Genomic DNA, 25,600 nt, shown 5'->3' with positions numbered 1-25,600 from the left:
GCACCGGCGACGTCTCCAACGCCACCACCCACATGCGCAAGATCCGTCAGGAGATCCGCCGCCTGACCTCGCTGCCCGAGGACGAGCTGTACGTCGCCGCGAAGGAACTGCAGGCCCCCTACGACCTGGTCGTCGAGGTCGCCAAGGCCGGCAAGCTCCCGGTCACCCTGTTCACCGCCGGCGGCATCGCGACCCCCGCGGACGCGGCGATGATGATGCAGCTCGGTGCCGAGGGTGTGTTCGTCGGCTCGGGCATCTTCAAGTCCGGCAACCCCGCCGAGCGCGCCGCCGCGATCGTCAAGGCCACCACCTTCCACGACGACCCCGACGTCCTGGCGAAGGTCTCCCGCGGCCTGGGCGAGGCCATGGTCGGCATCAACGTCGACGACATCCCCCAGCCCCACCGCCTCGCCGAGCGCGGCTGGTGACCTGAGCAGCGGGTCGATCCAGACCTGACGAACGCGGTGAGGGCCGGTGTGGCTCTCACCGCGTTCGTGTTTCTGCGTTGCTAGCCTGAGCGGGCGTCCCTGGAAGGAGACCCGACATGGCGAAGATCGAGCAGATCCTGGAACTCGAGCGGCTCGAGAAGGACATCTTCCGGGGGATCGCCACCGAGACGATGCTTCCGCGCACCTTCGGTGGGCAGGTGGCCGGTCAGGCACTGGTGTCGGCGGTACGCACGGTCGACGAGCACTTCCACGTCCATTCACTGCACGGGTACTTTCTGCGTCCCGGCAACCCCGTCATGCCGATCGTCTACCTCGTCGACCGGATTCGCGACGGCCGGTCGTTCGTCACCCGGCGGGTGACCGCCGTGCAGGACGGGCAGGCGATCTTCACGATGTCGGCGTCGTTCCACGTCCTGGACGAGGGCATCGAGCACGAGGACGTCATGCCGCCGGTTCCGGATCCCGAGGAGTTGCCCGACGCATCGACGCTCCGATCGGAGGAGATGTCGTGGGAGTTCCGCGAGTGGGCGGACTGGGACCTGCGGTACGTGCCGGCCGACCGGATCGGGCGTCGGCCCGGTGTCCCGGTCCAGCAGCAGGTCTGGTTCCGGTCCCGTGAGGCGCTGCCGGACGATCCGGTGTTCCACATCTGCACGCTCGCCTACATGAGCGACATGACGCTGCTCGCGTCGGCCAGCACGATCCACCCGGACACGCCGATCCAGAGCGCCTCACTCGATCACGCGCTGTGGTTCATGCGGCCCTTCCGCGCCGACGATTGGCTGCTCTACGACCAGACCTCGCCGTCGGCGGGGTTCGGTCGTGCACTCACCCAGGGCCGGATCTTCGACCGGCGCGGCAATCTCGTTGCGGCCGTTGTCCAGGAGGGCCTGACCCGGCTGCTGCGCGCCGACTGATCGCGGCGCCAACTGCAGTCGGCACACGACGGTGTCGGGGCGCCCGCGTAGTGCCCGCCGCAGTTCCGCGGCGCGGGGACCGGGGATGAGGTTCTGCCAGCGGGACGTCGGTGCGATCTCTCCGACGACGACGATCACGCGGCGCTGCGCGTAGGTGCGGCGGAGCCATCGCGCGATGGGGCGCCCGACCGATCCGTGCTCGTGGTCGAGCAGGACGAGGCGGACGTCGGGATGCCAGGCATCCCAGGCCTTGGTGAACGCGCGCACGGATCGGCCGGGTTCGGTGACGTGCACGGCGACGACGTCGCGGCCGAGTGCTGTTGACATCGCGAGGGTTTCGCGGCCTGCTTCGGAAACCTCGGCAACCGGGACGAGCACGAGTGGATCGAGGGGGTCGGGTTCCTCGCCCCCAACCAACGGTCGCCGCAGCGGCGCACCGAACTGGTAGGTGCGGTGCACCCGTTCCATCGCGAACACGAGCGTGGGCAGGGCCAGCGCGATCAGCCACGCGCCTTCGGTGAACTTCATCGTCGCGGTGACCACGGCGGCGATCGCGGTGAGCGTGGCGCCGCAGCCGTTGAGCAGGGCGCGCCATTTCCAACCGGGGGAGCGCACCGAACGCCAGTGCCGGACGAGGCCGGCCTGGGCGAGCGTGAAGCCCACGAACACGCCGATCGCGAACAGCGGCACCAGGGCGTTCATGCTGCCGCCCGCACCCACGAGCAGCGCCCCGGCGGCTCCGGCCAGGCACAGCACGCCGAATCGGTATACCTCGCGGCCCGACCGTGCGGCGAACCGGTGCGGCAGGCAATCGTCGTCGGCGAGCAGTCGCAGCAGCGTCGGCAGGCCACCGAACGACGTGTTCGCGGCGAGCGCGAGGAGCACCACGGTCGTGCCCTGGACCAGGTAGTAGCCGAGGCCCCCGCCGAGGGCCGCCTCGGTGACCTGGGACAGCACCGTGGTGCCCGCGATCGGGTGAACCTCGAACTTCTCGATGAGGACGGCGAGTCCCAGGAGCATGGTGCCGAGCAGCGCACCGAGTGCGACCTCGGTCCGCTGCGCGGTCCGGACGCGGGGGCGGCGGAAGCTGGGCACGGCGTTCGCGACGGCCTCCACCCCGGTCAGGGCGGCGCACCCGCTCGAGAAGGCCTTGAGCAGCAGCAGCGCACCGACCGTCGTGACGTTGGTGGCGATCGCCTCGCCCTGCGCGACGGTGGCGGGTTCGGACCGCAGCAGTCCCACGACGATCACCGTGAGGATGCCGATCACGAACGCGGCCGTCGGGAGCATGAACGCGCGTGCGCTGTAGGCGATTCCGAGCAGATTGAGGGCGGTGACGACGGCGAGGACCAGCAGGCAGATCCACAGCGTCCAGGGGAGGAGAGCCGGTATCGCCGAGGTGAGTGCCGCGACGCCGGCGGCGATCGAGACGGCGACGTTGAGGACGTAGTCGAGGACGAGCGACGCGGCGGCGGTCAGCCCTGCGCGGCGGCCGAGGTGTGTCTTGGCGACCGCGTACGCGCCTCCGCCGTCGGGGAACGCGGCGATCACCTGGCGATACGACGCCACCAGGACCGCGAGCAGGAACGCGATGGAAAGCGTCACGGGCACCGTCATGCCCAGTCCGGTCCCACCGGCGGCGGCGAGGACGAGCACGACCGCCTCGGGGCCGTATGCGACCGACGCGAGGGCGTCGAGCGACAGACCGGCGAGCCCGGTGGCGACGGTGAGCTTGTTCCGGTCGGTGCGATTGTTCCGTCGTAGGGCCGCTGCACCACCTGCGCGGACACGTGTATCGATCACACTGCCGATTGTGGGAGCCGTGGCCGGGCTCGCCGGGTCTGTTGACGGGGGTTTGACGCTGCCGGTGAGGTTCCTGACGCCGTCGGTCCGCCCGGCCGCTCGATCGCCCGGGAAGCCGTGGCTGATAGCGTTTCGGGAGTCAATAACGTCGAATAGTGCAGGACATTCACTCGTGGCAAATCAACCGACGATCGGCGTGCTCGCACTGCAGGGCGATGTTCGCGAACACCTCGCGGCACTCGAATCCTGCGGGGCCCGCGGCATCGGCGTTCGCAGGCTCTCGGAACTCGAATCCGTGGACGGACTGGTCATTCCGGGTGGTGAGTCGACGACGATGAGTCGCCTGCTGACCGTCTTCGAGCTGCTCGAGCCGCTGCGTGCGCGGCTGAAGGCCGGCATGCCCGCCTACGGATCCTGCGCCGGGATGATCCTGCTCGCGAGCGAGGTCCTCGATACGCGTCCCGACGCCGAGCATCTGAACGGGCTCGACATCACGGTGCGGCGCAACGCTTTCGGTCGTCAGGTCGATTCGTTCGAGGCGGATCTCGACTTCGCCGGCATCGACGGCGACCCGGTGCGCGCGGTGTTCATCCGCGCGCCGTGGGTCGAGCGCGTCGGACCGGGCGTCGAGGTGCTCGCACGGGTGCCGGAAGGACCCGCGGCCGATCACATCGTGGCCGTGCGCCAGGGCTCGGTCCTGGCCACCTCGTTCCACCCGGAGGTCACCGGTGACCGTCGGGTGCACGGCCTGTTCGTGGACGTGGTGCGGGGGAACTGACCCCCGCACCACGTCACCGTCCGAGGATCACCAGGCGTTCATGGTGTCGAGGATCTGTGGGCGCGACTTCCACAGTTCCTCGGACCAGTAGGCCCACGAGTGGGTTCCGCTGGTCGTGAAATCGAAGGTCGCCGGGATCCCGAGGGAGTTCAGGCGTATCTGGAAGGCACGCGTGTTCGCGAGTGCGAGGGCCTCGAGGCCCATCGCGTTCGAGGTGTTGAACGACCCGACGGAGCCGACCGGCCGGTCGAACTCGCCCATCAGGCCGTTGCCCGACGAGATGTACAGCGACAGCCCGCGAAGCTGCGGGGCGAACACGAACGGATCGTTGCGCAGCCATGCCGGGCTCCACGGCGGGCCCCACATCGAGTCGACGTTGTATCCGCCCGAGTCGAGCATCGCGATGCGGATGCCCTCACGCATGCCGGGTGCCGAGATGTTCAGGTATCCGGAGAACGAACCGGCGTACTTGAACTGGTCGCGGTGGTACGCGGCCAGGGTCAGTGCCGCCGATCCACCCATCGACAGTCCGGTGATCGCGTTGTTGGACCGGGAGACGCCGCGGGTCGCGAGGTAGTCGGGAAGTTCCCGGGTCAGGAAGGTCTCCCACTTGTAGGTGACCTTCTGCCCGTTGAAGTTACTGGGCGCGTACCAGTCCGTGTAGAAGCTGGACTGGCCACCGACCGGCATCACCAGGGTGATGTTGTCGTTGCCGAACTGGTCGAACGCATTCGTCTCGAACGACCACGCGTTGCGGTCGTCCCGGGCGCGCAAGCCGTCGAGCAGGTACAGCGCCGCATTGCCGCCCCGGGCCGCCCACTGGATCTGGACCTTGATCGGCCCCATCTGCGAGTTGACGAAGACTTCCTCGTAGCCGCCGGACGGCGCCGCCGCCGCGGTCGAGGTGCCGGCGACCACAGCGAAGGCGGGAAGCACGAGTACCGCTGCCGTCATGCCGATCAGACGTTGTTTGAGCCGTCTCGTGAATCCCGGTCTGTGAATGCGCATTCCTTCGCCCTTCCCCCAACGGTCGGCCCCTGGTTGGTCCGCGCCCCCGCGCGAGATGCCCGCCCCGTCGTACTCGATGTCGACGTCCTGGATGTCTCTCGAAGGGTCTACCGGAATGGACCGAGTGTCCCGGGAACGCAGCAACTTCAACCGGATCGTGACCTTCCGGGGGAGGCGGTGTATCCGGGCCGCGGAGGTATGCAGGTAGCATCGAACCTCCGACAAGTGTGCAGTCGATTGCCGTGGGATTTGTCGTATCTGCCACGGCACACTGCAGGAAGGGGCTCCCACGAATGAGCGGCCACTCCAAATGGGCCACCACCAAGCACAAGAAGGCCGTGATCGACGCCAAGCGCGGCAAGATGTTCGCGAAGCTGATCAAGAACATCGAGGTGGCGGCTCGGACGGGTGGCGGCGATCCGTCGGGTAACCCCACCCTCTACGACGCCATCCAGAAGGCCAAGAAGAGCTCGGTCCCCAACGACAACATCGAGCGCGCCCGCAAGCGCGGCGGCGGCGAGGAAGCCGGCGGCGCCGACTGGCAGACCATCATGTACGAGGGCTACGGCCCCAACGGTGTCGCGGTGCTGATCGAGTGCCTCACCGACAACCGCAATCGCGCTGCCGGCGAGGTCCGTACCGCGATGACCCGCAACGGCGGCAACATGGCTGACCCGGGTTCGGTCTCCTACCTGTTCACCCGCAAGGGCGTCGTGGTGCTCGAGAAGAACGGGCGCACCGAGGACGACCTGCTGGAGATCGTGCTCGAGGCCGGTGCCGAGGAGATCAACGACCTCGGCGATTCCTTCGAGATCGTGTGCGAGGCCGGCGACCTGATCCCCGTGCGCACCGCACTCGTCGACGCCGGTGTCGACTACGAGTCGGCCGATCCCGACTTCCGGGCCTCCGTCGAGGTTCCCGTCGACGTCGAGGGCGCCCGCAAGGTGTTCAAGCTCGTCGACGCGCTCGAGGACTCCGACGACGTCCAGAACGTCTACACCAACGTCGACGTCTCGGACGAGGTGCTCGCCGAACTCGACGCGTAGTCGAAGAGCGGACGTTCTCCCGCTCGTGAACCCGGTCGCCCAAGGACCGCTTCACGGGCGGGAGTTCTGCATTCCGGGGGCGCACACGATGGCGCCGTCCTCTCCGGTGGTCGGGATCACAAAGAGTCCCGCCCCACGGGATCTGCGGTGGCGGTGCCCCTGTCCCGGCTCTAGCGTTCAGCGCACTATCCCGAGGAACAGGAGAGTGCCCGTGAGCAACAGTCGAGAGTTGGCCCCGACCCCCGCACGCGACATCACCGTCGACCTTCTCGTCGTCGGAGCCGGAACGGGGATGGCCGCAGCCCTCGCCGCGAACGAGTTGGGTCTGTCCACGCTCGTGGTCGAGAAGACGCAGTACGTGGGCGGATCGACGGCACGATCCGGTGGTGCGTTCTGGATCCCCGCCAATCCGGTCCTGCAGGAATCCGGTGCCGGGGACACGCTCGAGCGCGCGCGGACGTACGTCCGCTCCGTGGTCGACGGTTCCGCGCCGGCCGAACGTGGAAGCGCGTTCCTCGACTACGGCGCCGCCACCGTCGACATGCTGCGCCGCACCACCCCGATGCGATTCTTCTGGGCCAAGGAATACTCCGACTACCACCCCGAACTGCCCGGCGGATCCGCGGCGGGCCGGACCTGTGAGTGCCTGCCCTTCGACGCCTCGGTTCTGGGCGCCGAGCGTCCGCGGCTCCGTCCGGGCGTGATGGAGGCCCCGGTCCCGATGCCGACCACCGGCGCGGACTACAAGTGGATGAACCTCGTCGCGCGAGTCCCGTCCAAGGGTCTGCCGCGGATCCTGAAGCGGGCCGCGCAGGGCATCGGCGGGCTGGCTCTCAAGCGCGAGTACATGGCGGGTGGGCAAGCCCTCGCCGCCGGTTTGTTCGCGGGAGTGCTCGACGCCAAGATCCCGGTCTGGACCGAGACGTCCCTCGTCAGCCTGATCACCGACGGCGACGACGTCACCGGCGCGGTGGTCGCGCAGAACGGCCGCGAGGTGACCGTGACGGCGCGGCGCGGCGTGGTGCTCGCGACCGGCGGCTTCGACCACGACATGGACATGCGTCGGAAGTTCCAGTCGGAGAATCTCGCCGAACACGAGAGCTTCGGCGCGGAGGGGAACACGGGAGACGGTATCCGGATCGCGCAGCAGCTCGGCGCGGGGACCGGACTCATGGACCAGGCCTGGTGGTTCCCCGCGGTCGCGGCGCTGCCGGGTCGCGATCCCCTGGTCATGCTGGCAGAACGGTCGCTGCCCGGTTCGTTCATCGTCGATCACACCGGTCGCCGCTTCGTCAACGAGTCCACCGACTACATGTCGTTCGGCCAGCGCATCCTCGAGCGTGAACGCGCCGGCGACCAGGTCGAGTCCATGTGGATCATCTTCGATCAGGCGTACCGCAACAGCTACATCTTCGCGGCGGGGCTGTTCCCCCGTCAGCCGTTGCCCCAGTCCTGGTACGACGCCGGGATCGCGCACCAGTCGTCCGACCCGGTCGAACTCGCTCGCTCGGTGGGCCTTCCCGAGGGGGCGTTCGCCGAGACGTTCCGTCGATTCAACGAAGCCGCGGCCGCCGGCATCGACGCGGACTTCCAGCGCGGTGCCAGCGCCTACGACCGCTACTACGGCGATCCGACCGTCACCCCGAACCCGAACCTGCGCCCCTTGAACCGGGGTCCCTACTACGCGGTGAAGATGACGCTCAGCGACCTCGGCACGTGCGGCGGCGTCCTGGCGGACGAACGCGGGCGGGTGCTTCGCGAGGACGGCAGCACCGTCGCCGGGCTCTATGCCATCGGCAACACGGCGGCGAACGCGTTCGGCGACACCTACCCGGGTGCCGGTGCGACGATCGGGCAGGGACTCGTGTACGGGTACATCGCGGCACACGACGCCGCGCAGCGCGCACTCTGACACCGAACGGTCGTCCGCGGTTCCGGGGAACCGGGACTGCGGACGACCCGCGGGCGGCGTGGCGGATCGTCGGTTCCACTGGGTGGAATCCACTCTGGTCGGACCGATTCCCGCCCGCGAACATCGTCTAAGACACTACGACTTACCGACTGCCACACACCGCGTGTGGCGGTGATCGAGGAAGAGGGAGGCGACACGATGGCAGCGACCGCACCGGACATCGCAGCCCTCACCGACGTCCAGCGCAAGATACTGCTCGCGGCCGAACGCCTGTTCGCGCAGCGTGGCGTGGCGAACGTGTCGCTGCGGGAGATCGGCGCGGCCGCGGGGCAGCGGAACAACTCCGCTGTGCAGTACCACTTCAAGACCAAGCAGGCGCTGATCCTCGCGCTGTACGACTTCCGGCTGATCCCGTTGAACGAGCATCGGCTGGCGATGCTCGCGGCGCGGAGCGAGCATTCGCCGGCCGACCTCGTCGAGGCGTACATCCGGCCGCTGGGATCGGCGGTGGTCGAGGCCGAGGGCGCAAATTCGTACGCGCGTTTCATCCACCGGTACCTGGGCGAGGGGTCGGGCGACTTCGAGCCCTTCCACCAGCGCCACAACCGGGGCGTGAAGACGATCACGAGCGAACTCGAGACCCGACTCGACCACCTGCCCGAGTCGGTGCGCGCCGAGCGCATACGCCAGATGAGCCAGTTGGTCACGGCGGTCCTGGCAGATGTCGAGCGTCGACTCGAGTACAGGCAGATGACGCGCTCGGCCGCGATCGAGTCGGTCGAAGGCCTGATCAGCGGCACGCTCGCCTTTCTCGCAGCGCCCTGACCTCCACCGAGTCACGGGTCGCCTCTGTGCGCCCGCACTTTAAGACACTCCGTATTAATTCAGCGCTCCAGATGCATGCACAAGGAGGATTTCGATGCGAACGACGAAGAAGTCGATGACAGGAATCGCGGCGGTTCTGTCGGCCCTGGCCCTGGTGAGTGGGTGCGGCTCGGCCGCCTCGGCCGAAGGGGAGGCGGGACCGATCGATTCGTCGCTCTCGGGCGAGGAGGTCGCCGCGCTGACCGAAGAGGCGTTCTACTGGGGGCTGAACATCGCCGGCTACTACGAGCTCCGGCACGTGTACACCCAGATGGAGGGCCAACCCGCCTACCGCGGCGTCAATCGCATGCAGCCGCAGATGAATCTGTTCGATGCCAAGATTCGATTCGCCACGACGGTCAACGCGTCGACGCTGTACAACGGCGGGACCTTCGACACCTCGAAGGAGCCGATCGTGGTCGAGATCCCGGCGGTGACCGACGGCCGGTACTGGAGTGTGCAGGCCATGGATCAGAACGTCACGACGTTCTTCAAGGCCGGCTCGCAGTTCAGCGGTAATGCGCCGCAGCGTTACGTCATCGTGGGACCCGAGTGGCGCGGTGACCTGCCCGCAGGATTCAAGGGCACCGAGATCGTCAAGGCCAGCTCCGACTCGTTCACCATCGCGGTTCGCGTGGGGGTGACGACCCGCGACGACGCCGACCTGGCGGCCGCCCGGGCGACGGTGTCCGGCGTGCAGGCAGCGCCGCTGAGCCTGTGGACCGCGAACGGCGGGCGGGTGCCGCCGCTGGCCGAGCAGCCCGTCGTCAAGGGCGACTACCGCAGCTTCCCCCGCATGGATCAGATCTCCGACATCGGCAAGTCGATGACCGCGATCGACTACCTGCAGCTGCTGAGCCTGTCGATCAACGATCCGTCACTCACCCTGCGCAGCGACTCGGTGAAGGAGACCGAGACGCTCGACCGACTCTCGCGACTCGGGCTCGAGGAGGGCACGATCTTCGACCCGGCTCAGGTCACCGACGAGCAGAAGGCGAGCATCGACGAAGGATTCGCCCGTGCCCGCAAGGCCGCCAAGAGCGCCTTCGAGAACACCCAGATCGACATGAACGGGTGGAGACTGCAGTCGAGTCTGTTCTTCGACGACCTCGACTACGTCGCGAAGGCCGGTGCCGACGACGTCGCGTGGGGGACACCCGTTCCGTACGACTCCCACACCATCGCATACGTTTTCGACGACAGCGAGGGGCGTCCGCTGGACGGCCGGAACCGGTACACGCTCACGTTCGACGTGAACGACCTGCCGCCGACGACGGAGTTCTGGGAACTGCCGGTCTACGACTCGGCCGGGTACTTCATCGACAACCCGATCGATCGCTACAGCACGACCAGTGAGCTGTTGAAGGCCGGCCAGTACTCCGTCGTCGACGGCAAGCTGACCTTCTACCTGCAGCCCGACCGGCCGGCCGATCCCGAGCAGGCCCGCAACTGGCTGCCCACGTCGCGCGACGGCGGATTCCAGCTGGCCGCCCGCTTCTACGGCCCTACCACCGGCCTGATCGACGGTTCGTACGCGATGCCCGGAATAGTCCGCGTCCAGTAGGTCGAGTTCGGGTGCCGACCGCGTGTTGGTGCCCACCGCGCGCCCGCCTCCCGCTATGCTCGAACAGCTGTTCGGATGTGGTGCGAGAGGTGGGCGCGTGCGTGTTCTGGGGGTCGATCCCGGTCTGACGCGGTGCGGTCTCGGCGTCGTCGACGCCGGCCGTGGACGCGAGGTGAAGCCGGTGGCGGTCGACGTCGTGCGCACCCCGCCGGACATGGACCTGGCGTCACGGCTGTTGGGGATCTCGGACGCCGCCGAGGAGTGGCTCGACCGCTACCGGCCCACCGTCGTCGCGGTCGAGCGGGTGTTCTCGCAGCACAACGTGCGGACCGCGATGGGCACCGCGCAGGCGGGCGGGGTCGTCGCGCTGGCCGCGGCCAGACGGGGTATCCCCGTGTGCTTCCACACGCCGAGCCAGGTGAAGGCCGCCGTCACCGGCAGCGGCACCGCCGACAAGAAGCAGGTCACCGCGATGGTCACGCGGATCCTCGGACTGGATGCGGCGCCCAAGCCCGCCGATGCGGCCGACGCGCTCGCCCTCGCGATCTGCCATTGTTGGCGCGCGCCGATGCTCGACCGGATGGCGGCGGCGGAGGCCGCGGCGGCGGAACAGAAGCGGCGGTACGAGTTGCGGCTCAAGGAAATTGCGGCCGGGAAGGCAGGGAAACGTTGATCGCTTCGGTGCGGGGTGAGGTCCTCGAGATCGGGCTGGACCATGTGGTGATCGAGGCCACCGGCGTCGGGTACCGCCTCAACGCGACCCCGGCGACGTTGGCGACGCTCCGTCGGGGCGAGGAGTCGCGACTGCTCACGGCGATGATCGTCCGCGAGGACTCGATGACGCTGTACGGGTTCGCCGACGCCGAGTCCCGCGACCTGTTCGGACTCCTGCAGACCGTGTCGGGTGTGGGTCCGCGCCTGGCGATGGCGATCCTCGCGGTCCTCGAGCCGGAGGCGCTGCGCAAGGCGCTCGCCGAGGGCAACGTGACCGCGTTGACGCGGGTGCCGGGGATCGGCAAGCGCGGTGCGGAACGCATGGTCGTCGAACTGCGCGACAAGGTCGAGGCCGTCCCGGCCACCGGCGATGCGCCCGGTGTCGTGCCGGGTGCGGCGGGCGCCGTACGGGACCAGGTCGTCGAGGCGCTGACGGGGCTCGGGTTCCGGCTCGATCAGGCGGAGAAGGCCACCGACACCGTCCTGGCCGCCGACCCCGATGCCGCGACGTCGAAGGTGCTGCGGTCGGCGCTCGCGCTGCTGGGTAAGACGCGATGACCGACCCGGACGGGTTCGACGGCCTCGACGTCGCCGACGACGAGTCCGCGGTGACCGCCGACTTCGTCCCGTCGGACGGCGAGATCGAGGCCAGCCTGCGGCCCCGGAGCCTCGACGACTTCATCGGGCAGCCGCGCGTGCTCGAACAGCTCCAGTTGGTGCTTGCGGGCGCGAAGATGCGCGGCGGCACCCCCGATCACATCCTGCTGTCCGGTCCGCCCGGTCTCGGCAAGACGAGCATGGCGATGATCATCGCCACCGAACTGGGGACGTCGCTGCGGCTCACGTCCGGTCCGGCGCTCGAGCGGGCGGGCGATCTCGCGGCGATGCTCAGCAACCTCGTCGAGGGCGACGTGCTGTTCATCGACGAGATCCACCGGATGGCCCGCCCCGCCGAGGAGATGCTGTACCTCGCGATGGAGGACTTCCGCGTCGACGTCGTCGTCGGCAAGGGCCCGGGCGCGACGTCGATCCCGCTCGAGATCGCGCCGTTCACCCTGGTGGGTGCCACCACGCGGTCGGGCTCCCTCACCGGCCCGCTGCGCGACCGGTTCGGGTTCACCGCCCACATGGACTTCTACGAGCCACACGAACTGCAGCGGATCCTGCTGCGCTCGGCCGGCATCCTCGGCGTCGACCTCGGCGAGGAGGCGAGCACGGAGATCGCGGGCCGGTCGCGGGGCACGCCGCGTATCGCGAACCGACTGCTGCGGCGCGTCCGTGACTACGCCGAGGTCCGTGCGGACGGCGTCGTCACCCGTGACGTCGCGAAGGCCGCCTTGGCGGTCTACGACGTGGACCCGCTCGGGCTGGACCGTCTGGACCGGGCGGTGCTCGGTGCACTGGTGCGCAGCTTCGGTGGCGGACCGGTCGGTGTGTCGACGCTCGCGGTCGCGGTGGGGGAGGAACCGAGCACCGTCGAGGAGGTGTGCGAGCCCTTCCTCGTCAGGGCCGGCATGATCGCGCGGACACCGCGCGGTCGGGTGGCAACCGCAGCGGCGTGGGCTCAACTGGGGCTGACTCCGCCGCCCGACGCGGCGATCGGTGGCATCGAGGTCCGGGCCCGCGAACCGCAACTCGACCTCTTCGACGAGGGCGCCGCGGGGGCCGGGGAGCCCTGATTCCGGCTCGCGAACCGACCGGACGTTCGACTCGATCACGCGTCGATCCGGGTGCCGTGTTCGATATGAGCAGAATGCGATCGGTGACGAATTCCCGTTCGATCGACCTGGGAATGGCACACTGGGAGGGGCGCGGCACCGTCCCGGCTCCGTGCACGTAGCTCTGTGCAACACCCCTAGTGACGAAACCGAGGACTGACTTCCCGATGGAATTGATCTTTCCGCTTCTGATCCTTGCTCTGCTGGTGCCGATGTTTCTCGGCATCCGGCGTCAGAAGAAGGAGATGCAGAAGACGGCCGATCTGCAGGATGCCCTGAAGATCGGTGACCGCGTGATGACGACGGCCGGCCTGCACGCCACCGTCGCCGGCCTCGACGAAGGAACCATCGATCTCGAGATCGCGCCCGGTGTCGTCACGACGTGGTCCCGCATGGTCGTCCGTGAGCATCTCGTCGAGGACGACGCGATCGACGACACCGTCGACCACACGGACGAGACTCCGGACGAAACTCAGCGGCGTCTGAACGGCGAGTAGTGCGGTAGCCGCCCTCGTCGGCAGGTTCGAAGACCTGCCGACGAGGGCGTGCGCGCGCCTGACTCGTCCGAGCGGCAGTGACCACTGCCACTCATTGCGTCACTCACCCGAACCGCACGTATCGAGGAGACAGACAGACCGTGGCACCTTCGACAGGATCGGTGCATCCTGTGCGCTCGCTCACCGTTTTCGCGGTGATCGTGGCGGCACTGTATGCGTTGGTCTTCTTCACCGGAGACAAGTCCCCGACCCCCGAACTGGGGATCGACCTGCAAGGTGGGACACGCGTCACCCTCACAGCGCGCACGCCGGACGGCAGCACGCCCAGCCAGGAAAGCCTGCGTCAGGCCCAGCAGATCATCGAGACCCGCGTCAACGGTCTCGGTGTCTCGGGCTCCGAGGTCGTCATCGACGGTGACAACCTGGTCATCACGGTTCCCGGCGACGACAGCTCGCAGGCTCGTTCGCTCGGCCAGACGGCACGTCTGTACATCCGGCCGGTCATCGGTTCGCAGGCGGCGGCCGCGCCGGGAACGCAGCCGGCGCCCGTCGAGGCCCCCGCGGCGCCGACTCCGGCCCCGGCGGCACCCGAGGCCACTCCGGAACCGCAGGAGCGCCCGTTCCCGGCCCAGAACCCCGCGGAGACCACGGAGCCTGCTCCCGCCCCGACTCCCGAGGCGCCCGCCGCTCCCTCCGCGCCCACTTCGGAGGCCCCCGCCCCCGGTTCGCCGGAGGCCGCGGCCGCCGAGATCGCGAAGGCCAAGGAGACCCGTCAGAGCGAGGACCCGGCCGTCCAGCAGCAGGCGATGGCCACGCTCGACTGCGCGGCTCCGGACCCGCTGCAGGGTAACGACGACCCGAACCTGCCGCTCGTCGCGTGCTCGACCGACGGCACCACCGTCTACCTGCTCGCGCCGAGCATCATCGACGGCCAGGAGATCTCCGACGCGTCGTCCGGCTTCAACGCGCAGCAGTCGCGCTACGAGGTGAGCTTGAGCTTCAAGTCCAGCGGTAGCTCGACGTGGGCGCAGTTCACGTCGTCGAACATCGGCAAGCAGGCCGCCTTCACGCTCGACTCGAAGGTCGTCAGCGCCCCCGTCGTCCAGGGCGCCACCCCGGTCGGCAGCTCGACGTCGATCACCGGCCAGTTCACGCAGACCCAGGCGCAGGAGCTGGCGAACACGCTCAAGTACGGTTCGCTGCCGCTGTCGTTCTCGGCATCGGAGGCCGAGACCGTCTCGGCGACCCTGGGCCTCGCCTCGCTGCAGGCCGGCCTCATCGCCGGTGCCGTCGGCCTCGTGCTCGTGCTGCTCTACTGCCTGGTCTACTACCGGATGCTCGGGCTGCTCACCGCGCTGTCGCTGATCCTGTCCGGTGTGATGGTGTACGCCGTTCTGGTGTTGCTGGGCCGCTACATCGGCTTCACGCTCGACCTCGCGGGTATCGCCGGTCTGATCATCGGTATCGGCATGACCGCGGACTCGTTCGTCGTGTTCTTCGAACGCATCAAGGACGAGATGCGTGAGGGCCGCAGCTTCCGCTCGGCGGTGCCGCGTGGCTGGGCCCGCGCCCGCCGCACGATCCTGTCCGGCAACGCGGTCAGCTTCATCGCCGCCGCCGTGCTGTACCTGCTGGCGATCGGCCAGGTCCGCGGCTTCGCGTTCACCCTGGGTCTGACCACCATCCTCGACGTGGTCGTGGTGTTCCTGGTGACGTGGCCGCTCGTCTACCTGGCATCGAAGTCCCGCTTCTGGTCGAAGCCGAGCGTCAACGGTCTCGGCGCAGTCCAGCAGGTCGCCCGCGAACGCAAGATGATCGCAGCGTCGAGCTCGGCATCGTCCGACATGGAGGCATGAGCATGACCGAGTCGAACACCTCCGCAACGAAGCAGGACGCGTCCATGACCGACGCCGGCGTCGACCAGACCCTGCTGCCGCACCACAGTTGGCTGCAGCGGCTGTATACCGGCACCGGCGGCTTCGAGGTCGTCGGCCGGCGGAAGTTCTACTACTGGCTGACCGGTGTGATCGTCGGGCTGTCGCTGCTGAGCATCGTGGTCCGCGGTTTCACGCTCGGCATCGAGTTCGAGGGCGGCACCCGCATCCAGTTCCCGACGCCGGAAGGCGTGACCACCGAGCAGGTCGAGACGGTGTACTCCGACGCGCTCGGCATGGAACCGGTGTCGGTGCAGACCGTCGGCTCCGGATCCAGCTCGTCGGTCGAGATCCGCTCCGAGGCGCTGGACACCGCCCAGGTCGCCACGCTGCAGAACGCGCTCTACGACGAGTTCCAGCCCGAGGACAGCAGCGGCAACCCGTCGAAGAACGCGATCAGCGTCGCCGACGTCAGTGAGACGTGGGGCGGCCAGATCACCAAGAAGGCGCTCATCGCGCTGGTGGTCTTCCTGGTGATCGTCAGCATCTACATCGCGATCCGGTTCGAACGCGACATGGCGATCGCGGCGATCATCTCGCTGTTCTTCGACATGATCGTCACGGCCGGCGTCTACTCGATGGTCGGCTTCGAGGTGACGCCCGCGACCGTCATCGGCCTGCTGACGATCCTCGGCTTCTCGCTGTACGACACCGTTGTCGTGTACGACAAGGTCGAGGAGAACACGCGCGGCGTCCTGCACCTGAACCGGCGCACGTACGCCGAGCAGGCGAACCTGGCGGTGAACCAGACCCTCATGCGGTCGATCAACACCACCGTCATCTCGATCCTGCCGGTGCTGGGTCTGATCGTCGTCGCGGTCTGGCTGCTGGGTGTCGGCACCCTCAAGGACCTCGCGCTGGTCCAGCTCGTCGGCATCATCGTCGGCGCCTACTCGTCGATCTTCTACGCCACGCCGCTGCTGGTCTCGATCAAGGAGCGGTGGGGGCCGGTGGCCGCGCACACCAAGAAGGTGCACGCCAAGCGTGCGGCGGCGGCGTCGGGCGGCAGGCCGGCGGCGGCCGAGCGCCCGGAGCCGCGTGTGCGGTCGACCGCGGGCACGGCACCGCGACCGGGGGCGCAGCCGACGGGGAAGCGGAACAAGAAGAGGCACTGACATGCCGGGAACGAACACCCCTCACGGATCTCGTCGTCGGGTGGTCAGGGCGATCGGTGCCCTGACCGCCGCGGTGACGGTCGGGGCGGCCGCCACCGCGTGCAGCGAGCCCGCCGACCAGGTCCCGTCCCTCGGGTACGCGATCGACAACGTCGTGACGACGTACAACGGCAACACTCGGGAGGGGGCGGCGACCGGTGCGGCGGCGGCCTTCGGGCGGGTGCTGACCGGGACGAACTACATCGGGCCGTCCGGAACTCCGGTGGCCGACACGGACTTCGCCAGCGCGAGTGTCCTTCCGGGCGACGTGCTCGCCGTGCAGTACCGGATCAACCCGGCCGCGGTGTTCTCGGACGGCGTGCCGATCGCGTGCGACGACCTGGTGCTCGCGTGGGCGGCAGGCAGCGGGCGGTTCACCCGCTCGGCGGACGAGGGCCATGCCCCGATGTTCGACGCTGCCACCCGCGCCGGCTACGCGGACATCGATCGGGTCGACTGCGAGCCGGGTTCGAAGGAGGCGACCGTGGTGTTCAAGCCCGGTCGGTCGTTCCTCGACTGGCAGTCGCTGTTCGGGGCGACGGAGCTGATGCCGGCACACGTGGCCGCGCAGGCGGCCGGGGTCCCGGACCTGGTCGGCGCGATCCGGTCGGGTGACACCGACGCGGTGCGCCGCATCGCGGAGTTCTGGAACACCGGGTGGCGGCTCGTCCCGGGCGAGGTGGACGTGACCAAGCTGCCGTCGTCGGGGCCGTACAAGATCGACTCGTACACCGAGAAGGGCGGCCTGGTGCTCGTCGAGAACGAGCGCTGGTGGGGCATCAAGCCCGCGACCTCCCGAATCGTGGTGTGGCCCAAGGGATCGGACGTGCAGTCGCACATCGACGAGGGTGACATCGAGGTCGTCGACGTCGGCTCCGGGTCGATTCCGGGCCTGGACCTGGGCAGCGCCTTCGAGGTGGTGAACGGGCCCTCCCGCAGCGTGGAGCAGCTCGTGCTCGCGAACCACGGCGTGTTCGGCTCGGTCGACGCGCGTCGTGCGTTCGCGTTGTGCGTGCCGCGGCAGCAACTGTTCGACAAGCTCGGCCATCCGGGCTTCGACCGGGAGTCCGGTCCGGGCTCGGGGGTCGTCGACTCCCGGATCACCGCCCCGGACACGCTGTTCTACCAGTCGGCGGTCGCCGCCGAGGGCGGCATGTACACCGATCCGGACATCCCCGGAGCGAAGGCGGCCCGCGCGGAGACCGGGCAGTCGAACCTGACCGTGCGGATCGGGTACCTCGGCCCCGACGAGCGGCGCGCGCAGACCGTCCAGGAGATCGCGGCGTCGTGTGCGGGCGCGGGGATCACCGTCGAGGACGTCGGCTCCCCGAACTTCTACCCGACCGCCCTCGCGGCGGGGCAGGCGGACGCGGTGCTCGCGGGTACGGCGTCGGCGGCCGGGGCGGCCGGCACGAGCGTGCCGACCGATGCCGGGTTCGCGCTGCGATCCGGCAACGGCGACAACTTCGGCGGATTCGCGAACCGGCGCTTCGACCAGGTGGTCGACCAACTCGCGGTCGACGGGTCGCTCGCCGCGCGGATGTCGCTGTCGGGTGAGGCCGAGGCGATCCTGTGGGACGAGATGCCGACGGTTCCCCTGTTCGACCAGCCCCGGACCATCGCGCATTCGAACGGAATGCATGCGGTGGTGCCGAATCCGACGAGGTCCGGTGCCGGCTGGAACATGGACAGGTGGATACTTCTCAGGTGATTTCTGCGATGGATGCCCCCGAAGCCGCGACACCCGATTCCGCCGATGCGCTGGAACGGGCCGGGACGGCGGTGTCGCGGCTCACCCGGTGGTGTGACGACTTTCCGACCCCGGGTGTCCGCTTCGCGGACCTCACGCCGGTGTTCGCGGACGGACCCGGCTACCGCTCGGTGATCGAGGGGTTGGCGGCGGCCGGCGCCGGTGCCGACATCGTCGCCGGCGTGGACGCGCGCGGCTTCCTGCTCGGTGGCGGCGTCGCGATGGAGTTGGGGTGCGGGGTCCTCGCGGTGCGCAAGGCCGGCAAGTTGCCCCCGCCGGTGCACTCGGAGAGCTACTCGCTCGAGTACGGCGCGGCGACGCTGGAGATTCCGTGCGACGCGCCCGACCTGACGGGCCGACGGGTGTTCGTGATCGACGACGTGCTCGCCACCGGCGGGACCCTGCTGGCCGCAGCTGAACTGCTGTCACGCGCCGGCGCTGAGGTGGTCGGTGTGGCCGTCGTGCTCGAGATCGAGGCGCTGGGTGGTCGAGAGCGGTTCGAGCGGTACCCGCTGACATCGCTCGTCAGGGTCTGAGGACTACAGTTGTGCCTGGTGGTGTAGCAGCGCCACCGGGTCCCGAGGGACCGCCCGCAGCGCGGTGGCAGGAGGTGACGGCATGACCCAACATCTTGATCGGTCCCAGAACACAGGTGCGGCGAACACAGGTGCGACGCCGCCTGCCGACAAGTCCGCGACGGTGCCGACGTCTGCCTCGCGCCGAGTTCGGGCCAGGCTGGCGCGGCGCATCACCGGCCAGCGGAACGCCCCGGTCCGGCCGGTGCTCGAGCCGTTGGTCGCCGTGCATCGGGAGCTGTACCCGAAGGCGGACTTCTCGCTGCTGCAGCGCGCCTACGACGTCGCCGAGCAGCGGCATGCGACGCAGTTCCGCAAGTCGGGCGACCCGTACATCACCCATCCGCTCGCGGTGGCGAACATCCTCGCCGAGTTGGGTATGGACACCACCACCCTGGTGGCCGCGCTGCTCCACGACACCGTCGAGGACACGGGGTACTCGCTCGAGGAGTTGACCGCCGAGTTCGGCGAGGAGGTGGCGCACCTCGTCGACGGCGTCACCAAGCTGGACAAGGTGGTGCTCGGGTCGGCCGCCGAGGGCGAGACGATCCGCAAGATGATCATCGCGATGGCCCGCGATCCGCGCGTGCTGGTGATCAAGGTCGCCGACCGCCTGCACAACATGCGCACGATGCGGTTCCTGCCGCCGGAGAAGCAGGCCCGCAAGGCGCGTGAGACGCTGGAAGTGATTGCGCCGCTGGCGCATCGACTCGGCATGGCGACGGTCAAGTGGGAGCTCGAGGATCTCGCGTTCGCGATCCTGCACCCCAAGAAGTACGAGGAGATCGTGCGGCTGGTCGCGGACCGGGCGCCGTCGCGGGACACGTACCTGGCGAAGGTGCGGGCGGAGATCAACGCGACGCTGTCGGCGTCGCGGATCAACGCGACTGTGGAGGGACGCCCCAAGCACTACTGGTCGATCTACCAGAAGATGATCGTCAAGGGCCGCGACTTCGACGACATCCACGACCTGGTGGGCGTGCGGATCCTGTGCGACGAGATCCGGGACTGCTACGCCGCGGTCGGTGTGGTGCACTCGCTGTGGCAGCCGATGGCGGGCCGGTTCAAGGACTACATCGCGCAGCCGCGGTACGGCGTCTACCAGTCGCTGCACACCACGGTGATCGGCCCCGAGGGCAAGCCGCTCGAGGTGCAGATCCGCACCCGCGACATGCACCGCACCGCGGAGTTCGGCATCGCCGCGCACTGGCGGTACAAGGAGACCAAGGGGCGGCACTCCGGCGACGTCGCCGAGGTCGACGACATGGCGTGGATGCGCCAGTTGCTCGACTGGCAGCGTGAGGCCGCGGACCCGGGAGAGTTTCTCGAGTCGCTGCGCTACGACCTGGCGGTCAAGGAGATCTTCGTCTTCACGCCGAAGGGTGACGTGATCACGCTCCCGGCGGGGTCGACGCCGGTCGACTTCGCGTACGCGGTCCACACCGAGGTCGGGCACCGCTGTATCGGCGCGCGGGTCAACGGCCGCCTGGTCGCCCTGGAACGCACGCTCGAGAACGGCGAGGTCGTCGAGGTCTTCACCTCGAAGGCGGCCAACGCCGGACCGAGTCGGGACTGGCAGTCGTTCGTGGTGTCGCCGCGGGCGAAGGCGAAGATCCGGCAGTGGTTCGCGAAGGAGCGCCGCGAGGAGGCCCTCGAGGCCGGCAAGGACGCCATCGCGAAGGAGGTCCGTCGCGGCGGACTTCCGTTGCAGCGCTTGATGAATGCCGAGTCGATGGCGGCGATCGCGCACGAGTTGCGGTACGCCGACGTCTCCGCGCTGTACACGGCGGTGGGCGAGCACAACGTGTCCGCCCAGCACGTGGTGCAGCGTCTCGTCGCGCATCTCGGTGGTGTCGGCGCGGTCGAGGAGGAACTGGCCGAGCGGTCGACGCCGTCGACGATTCCGACGAACCGACCCCGCACCGGCGACGTCGGTGTGCTGGTGCCTGGTGCGCCGGGAACGGTCGCCAAGCTCGCGAAGTGCTGCACGCCGGTCCCGGGTGACGAGATCATGGGCTTCGTGACCCGCGGCGGCGCGGTGAGCGTGCACCGCACCGACTGCACCAACGCGAATTCCCTTCGCGAGCAGTCGGAACGGATCATCGACGTGCAGTGGGCACCGTCGCCGTCGTCGGTGTTCCTGGTGGCGATCCAGATCGAGGCGCTCGACCGGCACCGGCTGCTCTCGGACGTGACCAAGGCGCTCGCCGACGAGAAGGTGAACATCCTCTCGGCGTCGGTCACGACGTCGGGCGACCGGGTGGCGGTCAGCAAGTTCACGTTCGAGATGGGCGACCCCAAGCATCTGGGGCATGTGCTCAACGTGGTGCGCAACGTGGAGGGCGTCTACGACGTCTACCGCGTCACGTCAGCGGCGTAGCCGCCCCGAATCGACTGAAGGGTCCCTTCGCGCGCTGACAGCGTGCGAAGGGACCCTTCAGCTTTCGGCGGGTGGGGTCAGCCGACCTTGGCGGTCTCGATGGTGACCGGCGTGTTCGGTGCACCGCCGCCGGCGGACATCGAGCCGTCGTCGCCCGCTGCGGCGATCTTCTCGAGGGTGGTCAGACCCTCCTCGGAGATGGTGCCGAACACGGTGTACTGCGGTGGCAGGACGGAGTCGGCGTAGACGAGGAAGAACTGGCTGCCGTTGGTGTCGGGGCCCGCGTTCGCCATCGCGACGGTGCCGCGGGGGTAGACCAGCGGCTGCTGGGCGGCCGGGTCCGTCGGGGCGTAGGCGGTGGTGGGGTACTCGTTGGCGAACTCGTAGCCGGGTCCACCGGTGCCCTTGCCGGACGGGTCGCCGCACTGCAGCATCTCGAGACCCGGCGAGGTGGAGAGTCGGTGACAGGGGGTGCCGTCGAAGTAGCCCTGCTGGGTGAGGCTGACGAAGCTGTTGACGGTGCACGGCGCGGCGGCGCGGTCGAGCGTCAGCCCGATCGGCCCCTCGTTGGTGGTGAGGGCGACGGTGGCGGTGCCCTCGTCGGACACACCGGTGCCGTTGGGCGCCTGGGCCGGCTTGGCGGCCGGGCCCGCGGCGGGGTAGCTGCAGTCCACGGTCGGCGCGGTCGGGGCCGGGACGGCGGGCAGGGCGCCGAACCGGGACATGTCGACCGTCGGCGCCGCGGGGGTGGTCCACGTGCTCGCCGAGGTGGTCGCCTCGGAGGATCCGTCGCTGTCGTTGGAGCAGCCGGTCAGGACGAGGGCGACGCCCAGTCCGACCGCTGCGAGGGCGGTGCGCTTCATCAGTCCAACCTCACGCTCGTGATGTCGACGGGCAGGTTCGGCTTGCCGCCGCCCGCGGACATCGATCCGTCGTCGCCGGCGGCGGCGATCTTCTCGATGGTCTGGAGACCGGTCTCGTCGATGGTGCCGAACACGGTGTACTGCGGCGGCAGCTTCGAGTCGCCGTAGACGAGGAAGAACTGGCTGCCGTTGGTGTCGGGGCCGGCGTTGGCCATCGCGAGGGTGCCGCGCGGGTACGTCGCGGGCGTCTGGGCGTTGGGGTCGCCCGCCGCGTACTGGTCGGTGGGGAACTCGTTGGCGAACTGGTAGCCCGGACCGCCGCCGCCGGTTCCCGACGGATCGCCGCACTGGAGGATCTGCAGGCCCTGCCCGGTGACGAGACGGTGGCACGGGGTGTTGTCGAAGTACCCCTGCTGCGCGAGGCTCACGAAGCTGTTGACCGTGCAGGGGGAGTCGGCGTTGGCCAGGCTGAGCCCGATGGGGCCCTGCGTGGTCTCGATGCTGGCGCTGACGGTCTTCACGGTCGTGTCGATGCCCTCGGCGCGGGGCGGCGTGTTGGGCTTGGCAGCCTCGCCGCTGGGGGTGTAGCTGCAGTTGACGAGGTTCGGCAGTGCCTCGGCGCGGCCGGCGGGCAGCGCACCCGCGGTGGGTGTTTCGGAGGCGGCGGTGTTCTCGGTCGAGCCGCCGTCGTCCTTGCCCGAGAGCGTCACGACGACCGCGCCGACGGCGACGACGACGATCGCGCCGACGATCGACCCCGCGATCGTCAGTTGCTTGCGCTTGCGGTCGCGCGCGGCGCGTCGTTCGAGCTGGCGTTCCAGCTTCCGTTTCGCCGCCTCCCGGCGCTGCTGATTGCTCGGCACTGCAGTCGTCCTCCCGTACGTCTTGTTCGGTATTTTCCGCACTCTACGCAGTCGGTTCCGCGGGCCCGCCTCCGTCGGTGGGCGGCACAGAGTCTGCCACCGAATCCTGAGAGGATCCTGGAGGAGCGAACGCCTAGGCTGTATTCGATTCGTCTTCGGTCCGCAATCGACCCGAACTCTAGGAGTTGACACCGTGCTCGTCACCGGATTCCCGGCCGGGATGTTCCAGACCAACTGCTACATCCTCGCGCAGGACGACGCGAAGGAGTGCGTCGTCGTCGATCCCGGGCAGGATGCGACCGAGCCGCTGGTGCAGTTCCTCGCGCAGGCGGACCTCGAGCCGCGGGCGGTGTTGCTCACCCACGGTCATCTCGATCACACGTGGTCGGTGGAGCCGGTCTGCGAGCGGTACGGGATCCCGGCGTACATCCACCCCGCGGACCGGTACATGCTCACCGATCCGGGGCGGGGGATCGGTCCCTCGATGAACCAGTTCATCGCCGGCGTCGAGTTCCGTGAGCCCGCCGAGGTGATCGAACTCGCCGACGGCGACGAGTTCACCGTCGCGGGCATCGACTTCGTCGTCGACCACACTCCCGGCCACACGCAGGGCTCGGTGGTCCTGCGGACCACGATCGGCACGGACGAGGGCCCGCTCCAGGTGGCGCTGACCGGTGACACGTTGTTCCAGGGGTCGATCGGACGCAGCGATCTGCCCGGCGGCGATCACGAGCAGCTGCTGCAGTCGATCGCCCGCAAGTTGCTCGTCCTCGACGACACGACCGCGATCCTGCCCGGCCACGGCGGTGCGAGCTCGATCGGCCAGGAACGGGCCGCCAATCCGTTTCTCGTTGGACTGACCGCCTCCCAGTAAGGAAAAGTAATCACAGTGAGTAAGTCAGGCGCCAGCACCTTCTCGGCCCCCAAGGGCATTCCCGACTACGTTCCGCCGCAGTCCGCGGAGTTCGTCGCCGTACGCGACGGGCTGACCCGCGCGGCCCGGCTCGCCGGCTACGGGCACATCGAGTTGCCGATCTTCGAGGACACCGGCCTGTTCGCGCGCGGTGTCGGCGAGTCGACCGACGTCGTCTCGAAGGAGATGTACACGTTCGCCGATCGCGGTGACCGGTCGGTGACGCTGCGTCCCGAGGGCACCGCCGGTGTGATGCGCGCGGTGATCGAGCACGGTCTCGACCGCGGCCAGCTCCCCGTGAAGCTGAGCTACGCCGGACCGTTCTTCCGCTACGAGCGCCCCCAGGCGGGCCGCTACCGGCAGCTGCAGCAGGTGGGTGTCGAGGCGATCGGCGTGGACGATCCGGCGCTCGACGCCGAGGTCATCGCGATCGCGGATGCCGGCTTCCGCGGCCTCGGTCTCGACGGGTTCCGGCTCGAGATCACGTCGCTCGGTGACGACACGTGCCGTCCCCAGTACCGGGAGCGCCTGCAGGAGTTCCTGTTCGGGCTCGATCTCGACGAGGAGACCCGTCGGCGCGCCGAGATCAACCCGCTGCGGGTGCTCGACGACAAGCGCAAGGACGTCCGTGCGATGACGGCCGACGCGCCGCTCATGCTGGACCACCTCTCCGAGAGCGCGAAGGCGCACTTCGACCAGGTGCTCGCGCACCTCGATGCGCTCGGTGTCCCGTACGTGATCAACCCGCGGATGGTGCGCGGGCTGGACTACTACACCAAGACGACGTTCGAGTTCGTGCACGACGGCCTGGGCGCGCAGTCAGGTATCGGTGGCGGCGGACGCTACGACGGCCTGATGGCCCAACTGGGCGGTCAGCCGCTGTCGGGCATCGGTTTCGGCCTGGGCGTCGACCGTACGATCCTGGCGCTCGCGGCCGAGGGCAAGTCGGCGTCCACCCCGGCCCGGTGCGAGGTGTTCGGCGTGCCGCTCGGCGACGCCGCGAAGGCCCGGATGGTGACGATCGCGCACGATCTGCGGACGGCGGGTATCCGCGTCGACATGGTCTACGGCGACCGCGGCATCAAGGGGTCGATGAAGGCCGCCGACAGGTCGGGTGCGCAGTTGGCGCTCGTGCTCGGTGACCAGGACCTCGAGGCGGGCACCATCGGCATCAAGAACCTGAGCACCGGCGATCAGATCTCCGTTCCCCTGGAAGAGGTTGTGGCGCAGACGGGTTCACTTCTTGCCGGCGCCTGAGGGTAACGGCCGGGAGGAGCATTCCCTCGACCTGATCCCGGCGTCGATGCTGGCGCCCCGCATGCGGCGGCTCGCGATCGTCTCGATCCTCATCGGGATCGTCGCGGGGGGGATCGTGGCGATCTTCGCCGCCCCGCCGATCGCCCTCGCCGTCGGCGTCGTCATCGGCGTGCCCACCGCCGCGTCGGCGCTGTTGTCGACCCGGCGGCGAATCTGGTTGGAGGGCACCACGCTTCACTCCTCCAACGGGTTGCGCCGGCGGCGGGTGGAGGTCGCGCAGGCGGCGACGGTCGAGTTCGTGGTGCGGTCGGCGCGGATCAGCCAGGTGGCGATCCGCGTCGGCGACACCCGCGCCACCCAGACCGTGCCTCTCGCGCTCTACGCCACCGGCGGGGGACGCGAACTCGACGTGCTCGGCCTGCGCAAGCTCGCGGACGCGCTGTCGGCGAGCGAACTCGCGCCGGCGGCGGCGGCCGCATCCGTCCTGATCGAGCAGTTGCGCGCCGAGGCGCGCGGCGCCGGGCTCGAGGAACGCCCGCTGTATCGGGCCGTCGAGTTGATCCGCGACGCCGGACGGGTGCCGCAGACCACGCTCACCGATCAGGAAGTGGCATCGCTCTCGAGCTGATCCGGACCGACCG

Annotated in this window: 22 protein-coding genes and 1 pseudogene; 19 read left to right on the top strand and 4 right to left on the bottom strand. The window is 69.0% G+C overall.

The features are described 5' to 3' along the window. Window positions 1–428, top strand: a 428-nt coding sequence (locus EGT67_RS23565; protein ID WP_476742037.1) for a beta/alpha barrel domain-containing protein, incomplete at its 5' end; no start/stop codon positions are given. 116 nt (window positions 429–544) lie between these two features. After that, window positions 545–1,366 carry an acyl-CoA thioesterase gene (locus EGT67_RS23560; RefSeq protein WP_127918525.1) on the top strand — a complete coding sequence of 274 codons (822 nt, stop codon included), beginning with the start codon at window positions 545–547 and terminating at the stop codon, window positions 1,364–1,366. A gap of 591 nt (window positions 1,367–1,957) precedes the next feature. On the opposite strand, the pseudogene EGT67_RS25415 reads toward EGT67_RS23560, so the two are convergent. Then, window positions 1,958–2,983, bottom strand: a pseudogene (locus tag EGT67_RS25415) (APC family permease); the annotation flags it as partial. Between the two features lie 358 nt (window positions 2,984–3,341). Between EGT67_RS25415 and pdxT the strand changes: the two are divergent. Continuing rightward, window positions 3,342–3,947 carry a pyridoxal 5'-phosphate synthase glutaminase subunit PdxT gene (pdxT, locus tag EGT67_RS23550; protein ID WP_127918524.1) on the top strand — a complete coding sequence of 202 codons (606 nt, stop codon included), beginning with the start codon at window positions 3,342–3,344 and terminating at the stop codon, window positions 3,945–3,947. A gap of 27 nt (window positions 3,948–3,974) precedes the next feature. Here pdxT and EGT67_RS23545 read toward each other — a convergent pair whose 3' ends face one another. Then, window positions 3,975–4,955, bottom strand: a complete 981-nt coding sequence (locus tag EGT67_RS23545) for an alpha/beta hydrolase (protein ID WP_127918523.1) — start codon at window positions 4,953–4,955, stop codon at window positions 3,975–3,977. 293 nt (window positions 4,956–5,248) lie between these two features. Between EGT67_RS23545 and EGT67_RS23540 the strand changes: the two genes are divergently transcribed. From EGT67_RS23540 to EGT67_RS23480, 13 genes are all read left to right on the top strand, one after another. After that, the gene (locus EGT67_RS23540; RefSeq protein ID WP_127918522.1) at window positions 5,249–6,001 is read left to right on the top strand and encodes a YebC/PmpR family DNA-binding transcriptional regulator; all 753 of its coding nucleotides are present in this window, start codon (window positions 5,249–5,251) and stop codon (window positions 5,999–6,001) included. A 211-nt stretch (window positions 6,002–6,212) separates the two neighbouring features. Next, entirely contained in the window at window positions 6,213–7,913 is a 1,701-nt protein-coding gene (locus tag EGT67_RS23535) for a 3-ketosteroid-delta-1-dehydrogenase (RefSeq protein ID WP_277750174.1), read from the top strand. Window positions 7,914–8,111: 198 nt separating this feature from the next. Beyond that, entirely contained in the window at window positions 8,112–8,738 is a 627-nt protein-coding gene (locus EGT67_RS23530) for a TetR/AcrR family transcriptional regulator (RefSeq protein ID WP_127918520.1), read from the top strand. 94 nt (window positions 8,739–8,832) lie between these two features. Next, a complete protein-coding gene (locus EGT67_RS23525) occupies window positions 8,833–10,341 on the top strand; it encodes a DUF1214 domain-containing protein (RefSeq protein WP_127918519.1) in 1,509 nt (502 codons plus the stop codon). 97 nt (window positions 10,342–10,438) lie between these two features. Continuing rightward, window positions 10,439–11,014, top strand: coding sequence for a crossover junction endodeoxyribonuclease RuvC (ruvC, locus tag EGT67_RS23520; RefSeq protein ID WP_127918518.1), 576 nt, complete (start codon window positions 10,439–10,441; stop codon window positions 11,012–11,014). Next, window positions 11,011–11,613, top strand: coding sequence for a Holliday junction branch migration protein RuvA (ruvA, locus tag EGT67_RS23515; protein WP_127918517.1), 603 nt, complete (start codon window positions 11,011–11,013; stop codon window positions 11,611–11,613). The genes ruvC and ruvA overlap by 4 nt, the downstream gene beginning before the upstream one ends. Continuing rightward, window positions 11,610–12,734 carry a Holliday junction branch migration DNA helicase RuvB gene (ruvB, locus tag EGT67_RS23510; protein WP_127918516.1) on the top strand — a complete coding sequence of 375 codons (1,125 nt, stop codon included), beginning with the start codon at window positions 11,610–11,612 and terminating at the stop codon, window positions 12,732–12,734. Before ruvA ends, ruvB begins: the two co-directional genes overlap by 4 nt. Window positions 12,735–12,940: 206 nt before the next feature. Further along, a complete protein-coding gene (gene yajC, locus EGT67_RS23505; protein WP_127918515.1) occupies window positions 12,941–13,270 on the top strand; it encodes a preprotein translocase subunit YajC in 330 nt (109 codons plus the stop codon). Window positions 13,271–13,410: 140 nt separating this feature from the next. Then, on the top strand, window positions 13,411–15,126 hold the full coding sequence (gene secD, locus EGT67_RS23500; protein WP_164877646.1) for a protein translocase subunit SecD: 1,716 nt from the start codon (window positions 13,411–13,413) through the stop codon (window positions 15,124–15,126). Between the two features lie 2 nt (window positions 15,127–15,128). Further along, window positions 15,129–16,319 (top strand): protein translocase subunit SecF, encoded by a 1,191-nt coding sequence (gene secF / locus EGT67_RS23495; RefSeq protein ID WP_127918514.1) that lies wholly within the window; start codon window positions 15,129–15,131, stop codon window positions 16,317–16,319. A 1-nt stretch (window position 16,320) separates the two neighbouring features. Further along, window positions 16,321–18,069 (top strand): ABC transporter substrate-binding protein, encoded by a 1,749-nt coding sequence (locus tag EGT67_RS23490; protein WP_127918513.1) that lies wholly within the window; start codon window positions 16,321–16,323, stop codon window positions 18,067–18,069. Between the two features lie 8 nt (window positions 18,070–18,077). Further along, window positions 18,078–18,644: an adenine phosphoribosyltransferase gene (locus EGT67_RS23485; protein ID WP_127918512.1), complete on the top strand. Its 567-nt coding sequence runs from the start codon at window positions 18,078–18,080 to the stop codon at window positions 18,642–18,644. Window positions 18,645–18,726: 82 nt separating this feature from the next. Beyond that, window positions 18,727–21,063 (top strand): RelA/SpoT family protein, encoded by a 2,337-nt coding sequence (locus tag EGT67_RS23480; protein WP_127918511.1) that lies wholly within the window; start codon window positions 18,727–18,729, stop codon window positions 21,061–21,063. Window positions 21,064–21,140: 77 nt separating this feature from the next. On the opposite strand, the gene EGT67_RS23475 is transcribed toward EGT67_RS23480, so the two are convergent. Together EGT67_RS23475 and EGT67_RS23470 are read right to left on the bottom strand one after the other, a co-directional pair. Next, window positions 21,141–21,926: a peptidylprolyl isomerase gene (locus tag EGT67_RS23475; RefSeq protein WP_127918510.1), complete on the bottom strand. Its 786-nt coding sequence runs from the start codon at window positions 21,924–21,926 to the stop codon at window positions 21,141–21,143. Next, window positions 21,926–22,789: a peptidylprolyl isomerase gene (locus EGT67_RS23470; RefSeq protein WP_127918509.1), complete on the bottom strand. Its 864-nt coding sequence runs from the start codon at window positions 22,787–22,789 to the stop codon at window positions 21,926–21,928. Before EGT67_RS23470 ends, EGT67_RS23475 begins: the two co-directional genes overlap by 1 nt. 193 nt (window positions 22,790–22,982) lie before the next feature. Between EGT67_RS23470 and EGT67_RS23465 the strand changes: the two genes are divergently transcribed. From EGT67_RS23465 to EGT67_RS23455, 3 genes are read left to right on the top strand one after another with little or no spacing between them, the layout of a single operon-like run. Beyond that, window positions 22,983–23,663, top strand: coding sequence for an MBL fold metallo-hydrolase (locus EGT67_RS23465; protein WP_127918508.1), 681 nt, complete (start codon window positions 22,983–22,985; stop codon window positions 23,661–23,663). Between the two features lie 15 nt (window positions 23,664–23,678). Continuing rightward, a complete protein-coding gene (gene hisS, locus EGT67_RS23460; RefSeq protein ID WP_127918507.1) occupies window positions 23,679–24,959 on the top strand; it encodes a histidine--tRNA ligase in 1,281 nt (426 codons plus the stop codon). A 46-nt stretch (window positions 24,960–25,005) separates the two neighbouring features. Next, entirely contained in the window at window positions 25,006–25,587 is a 582-nt protein-coding gene (locus EGT67_RS23455) for a hypothetical protein (RefSeq protein WP_127918539.1), read from the top strand. Window positions 25,588–25,600 lie beyond the last annotated feature (13 nt).

The organism is Prescottella agglutinans (assembly GCF_004011865.1).
GTDB classification, from domain to species: Bacteria; Actinomycetota; Actinomycetes; order Mycobacteriales; family Mycobacteriaceae; genus Prescottella; species Prescottella agglutinans.
The sequence above is the reverse complement of the archived record's forward strand: the minus strand, read 5'-3'. Positions and strand labels throughout refer to the sequence as shown.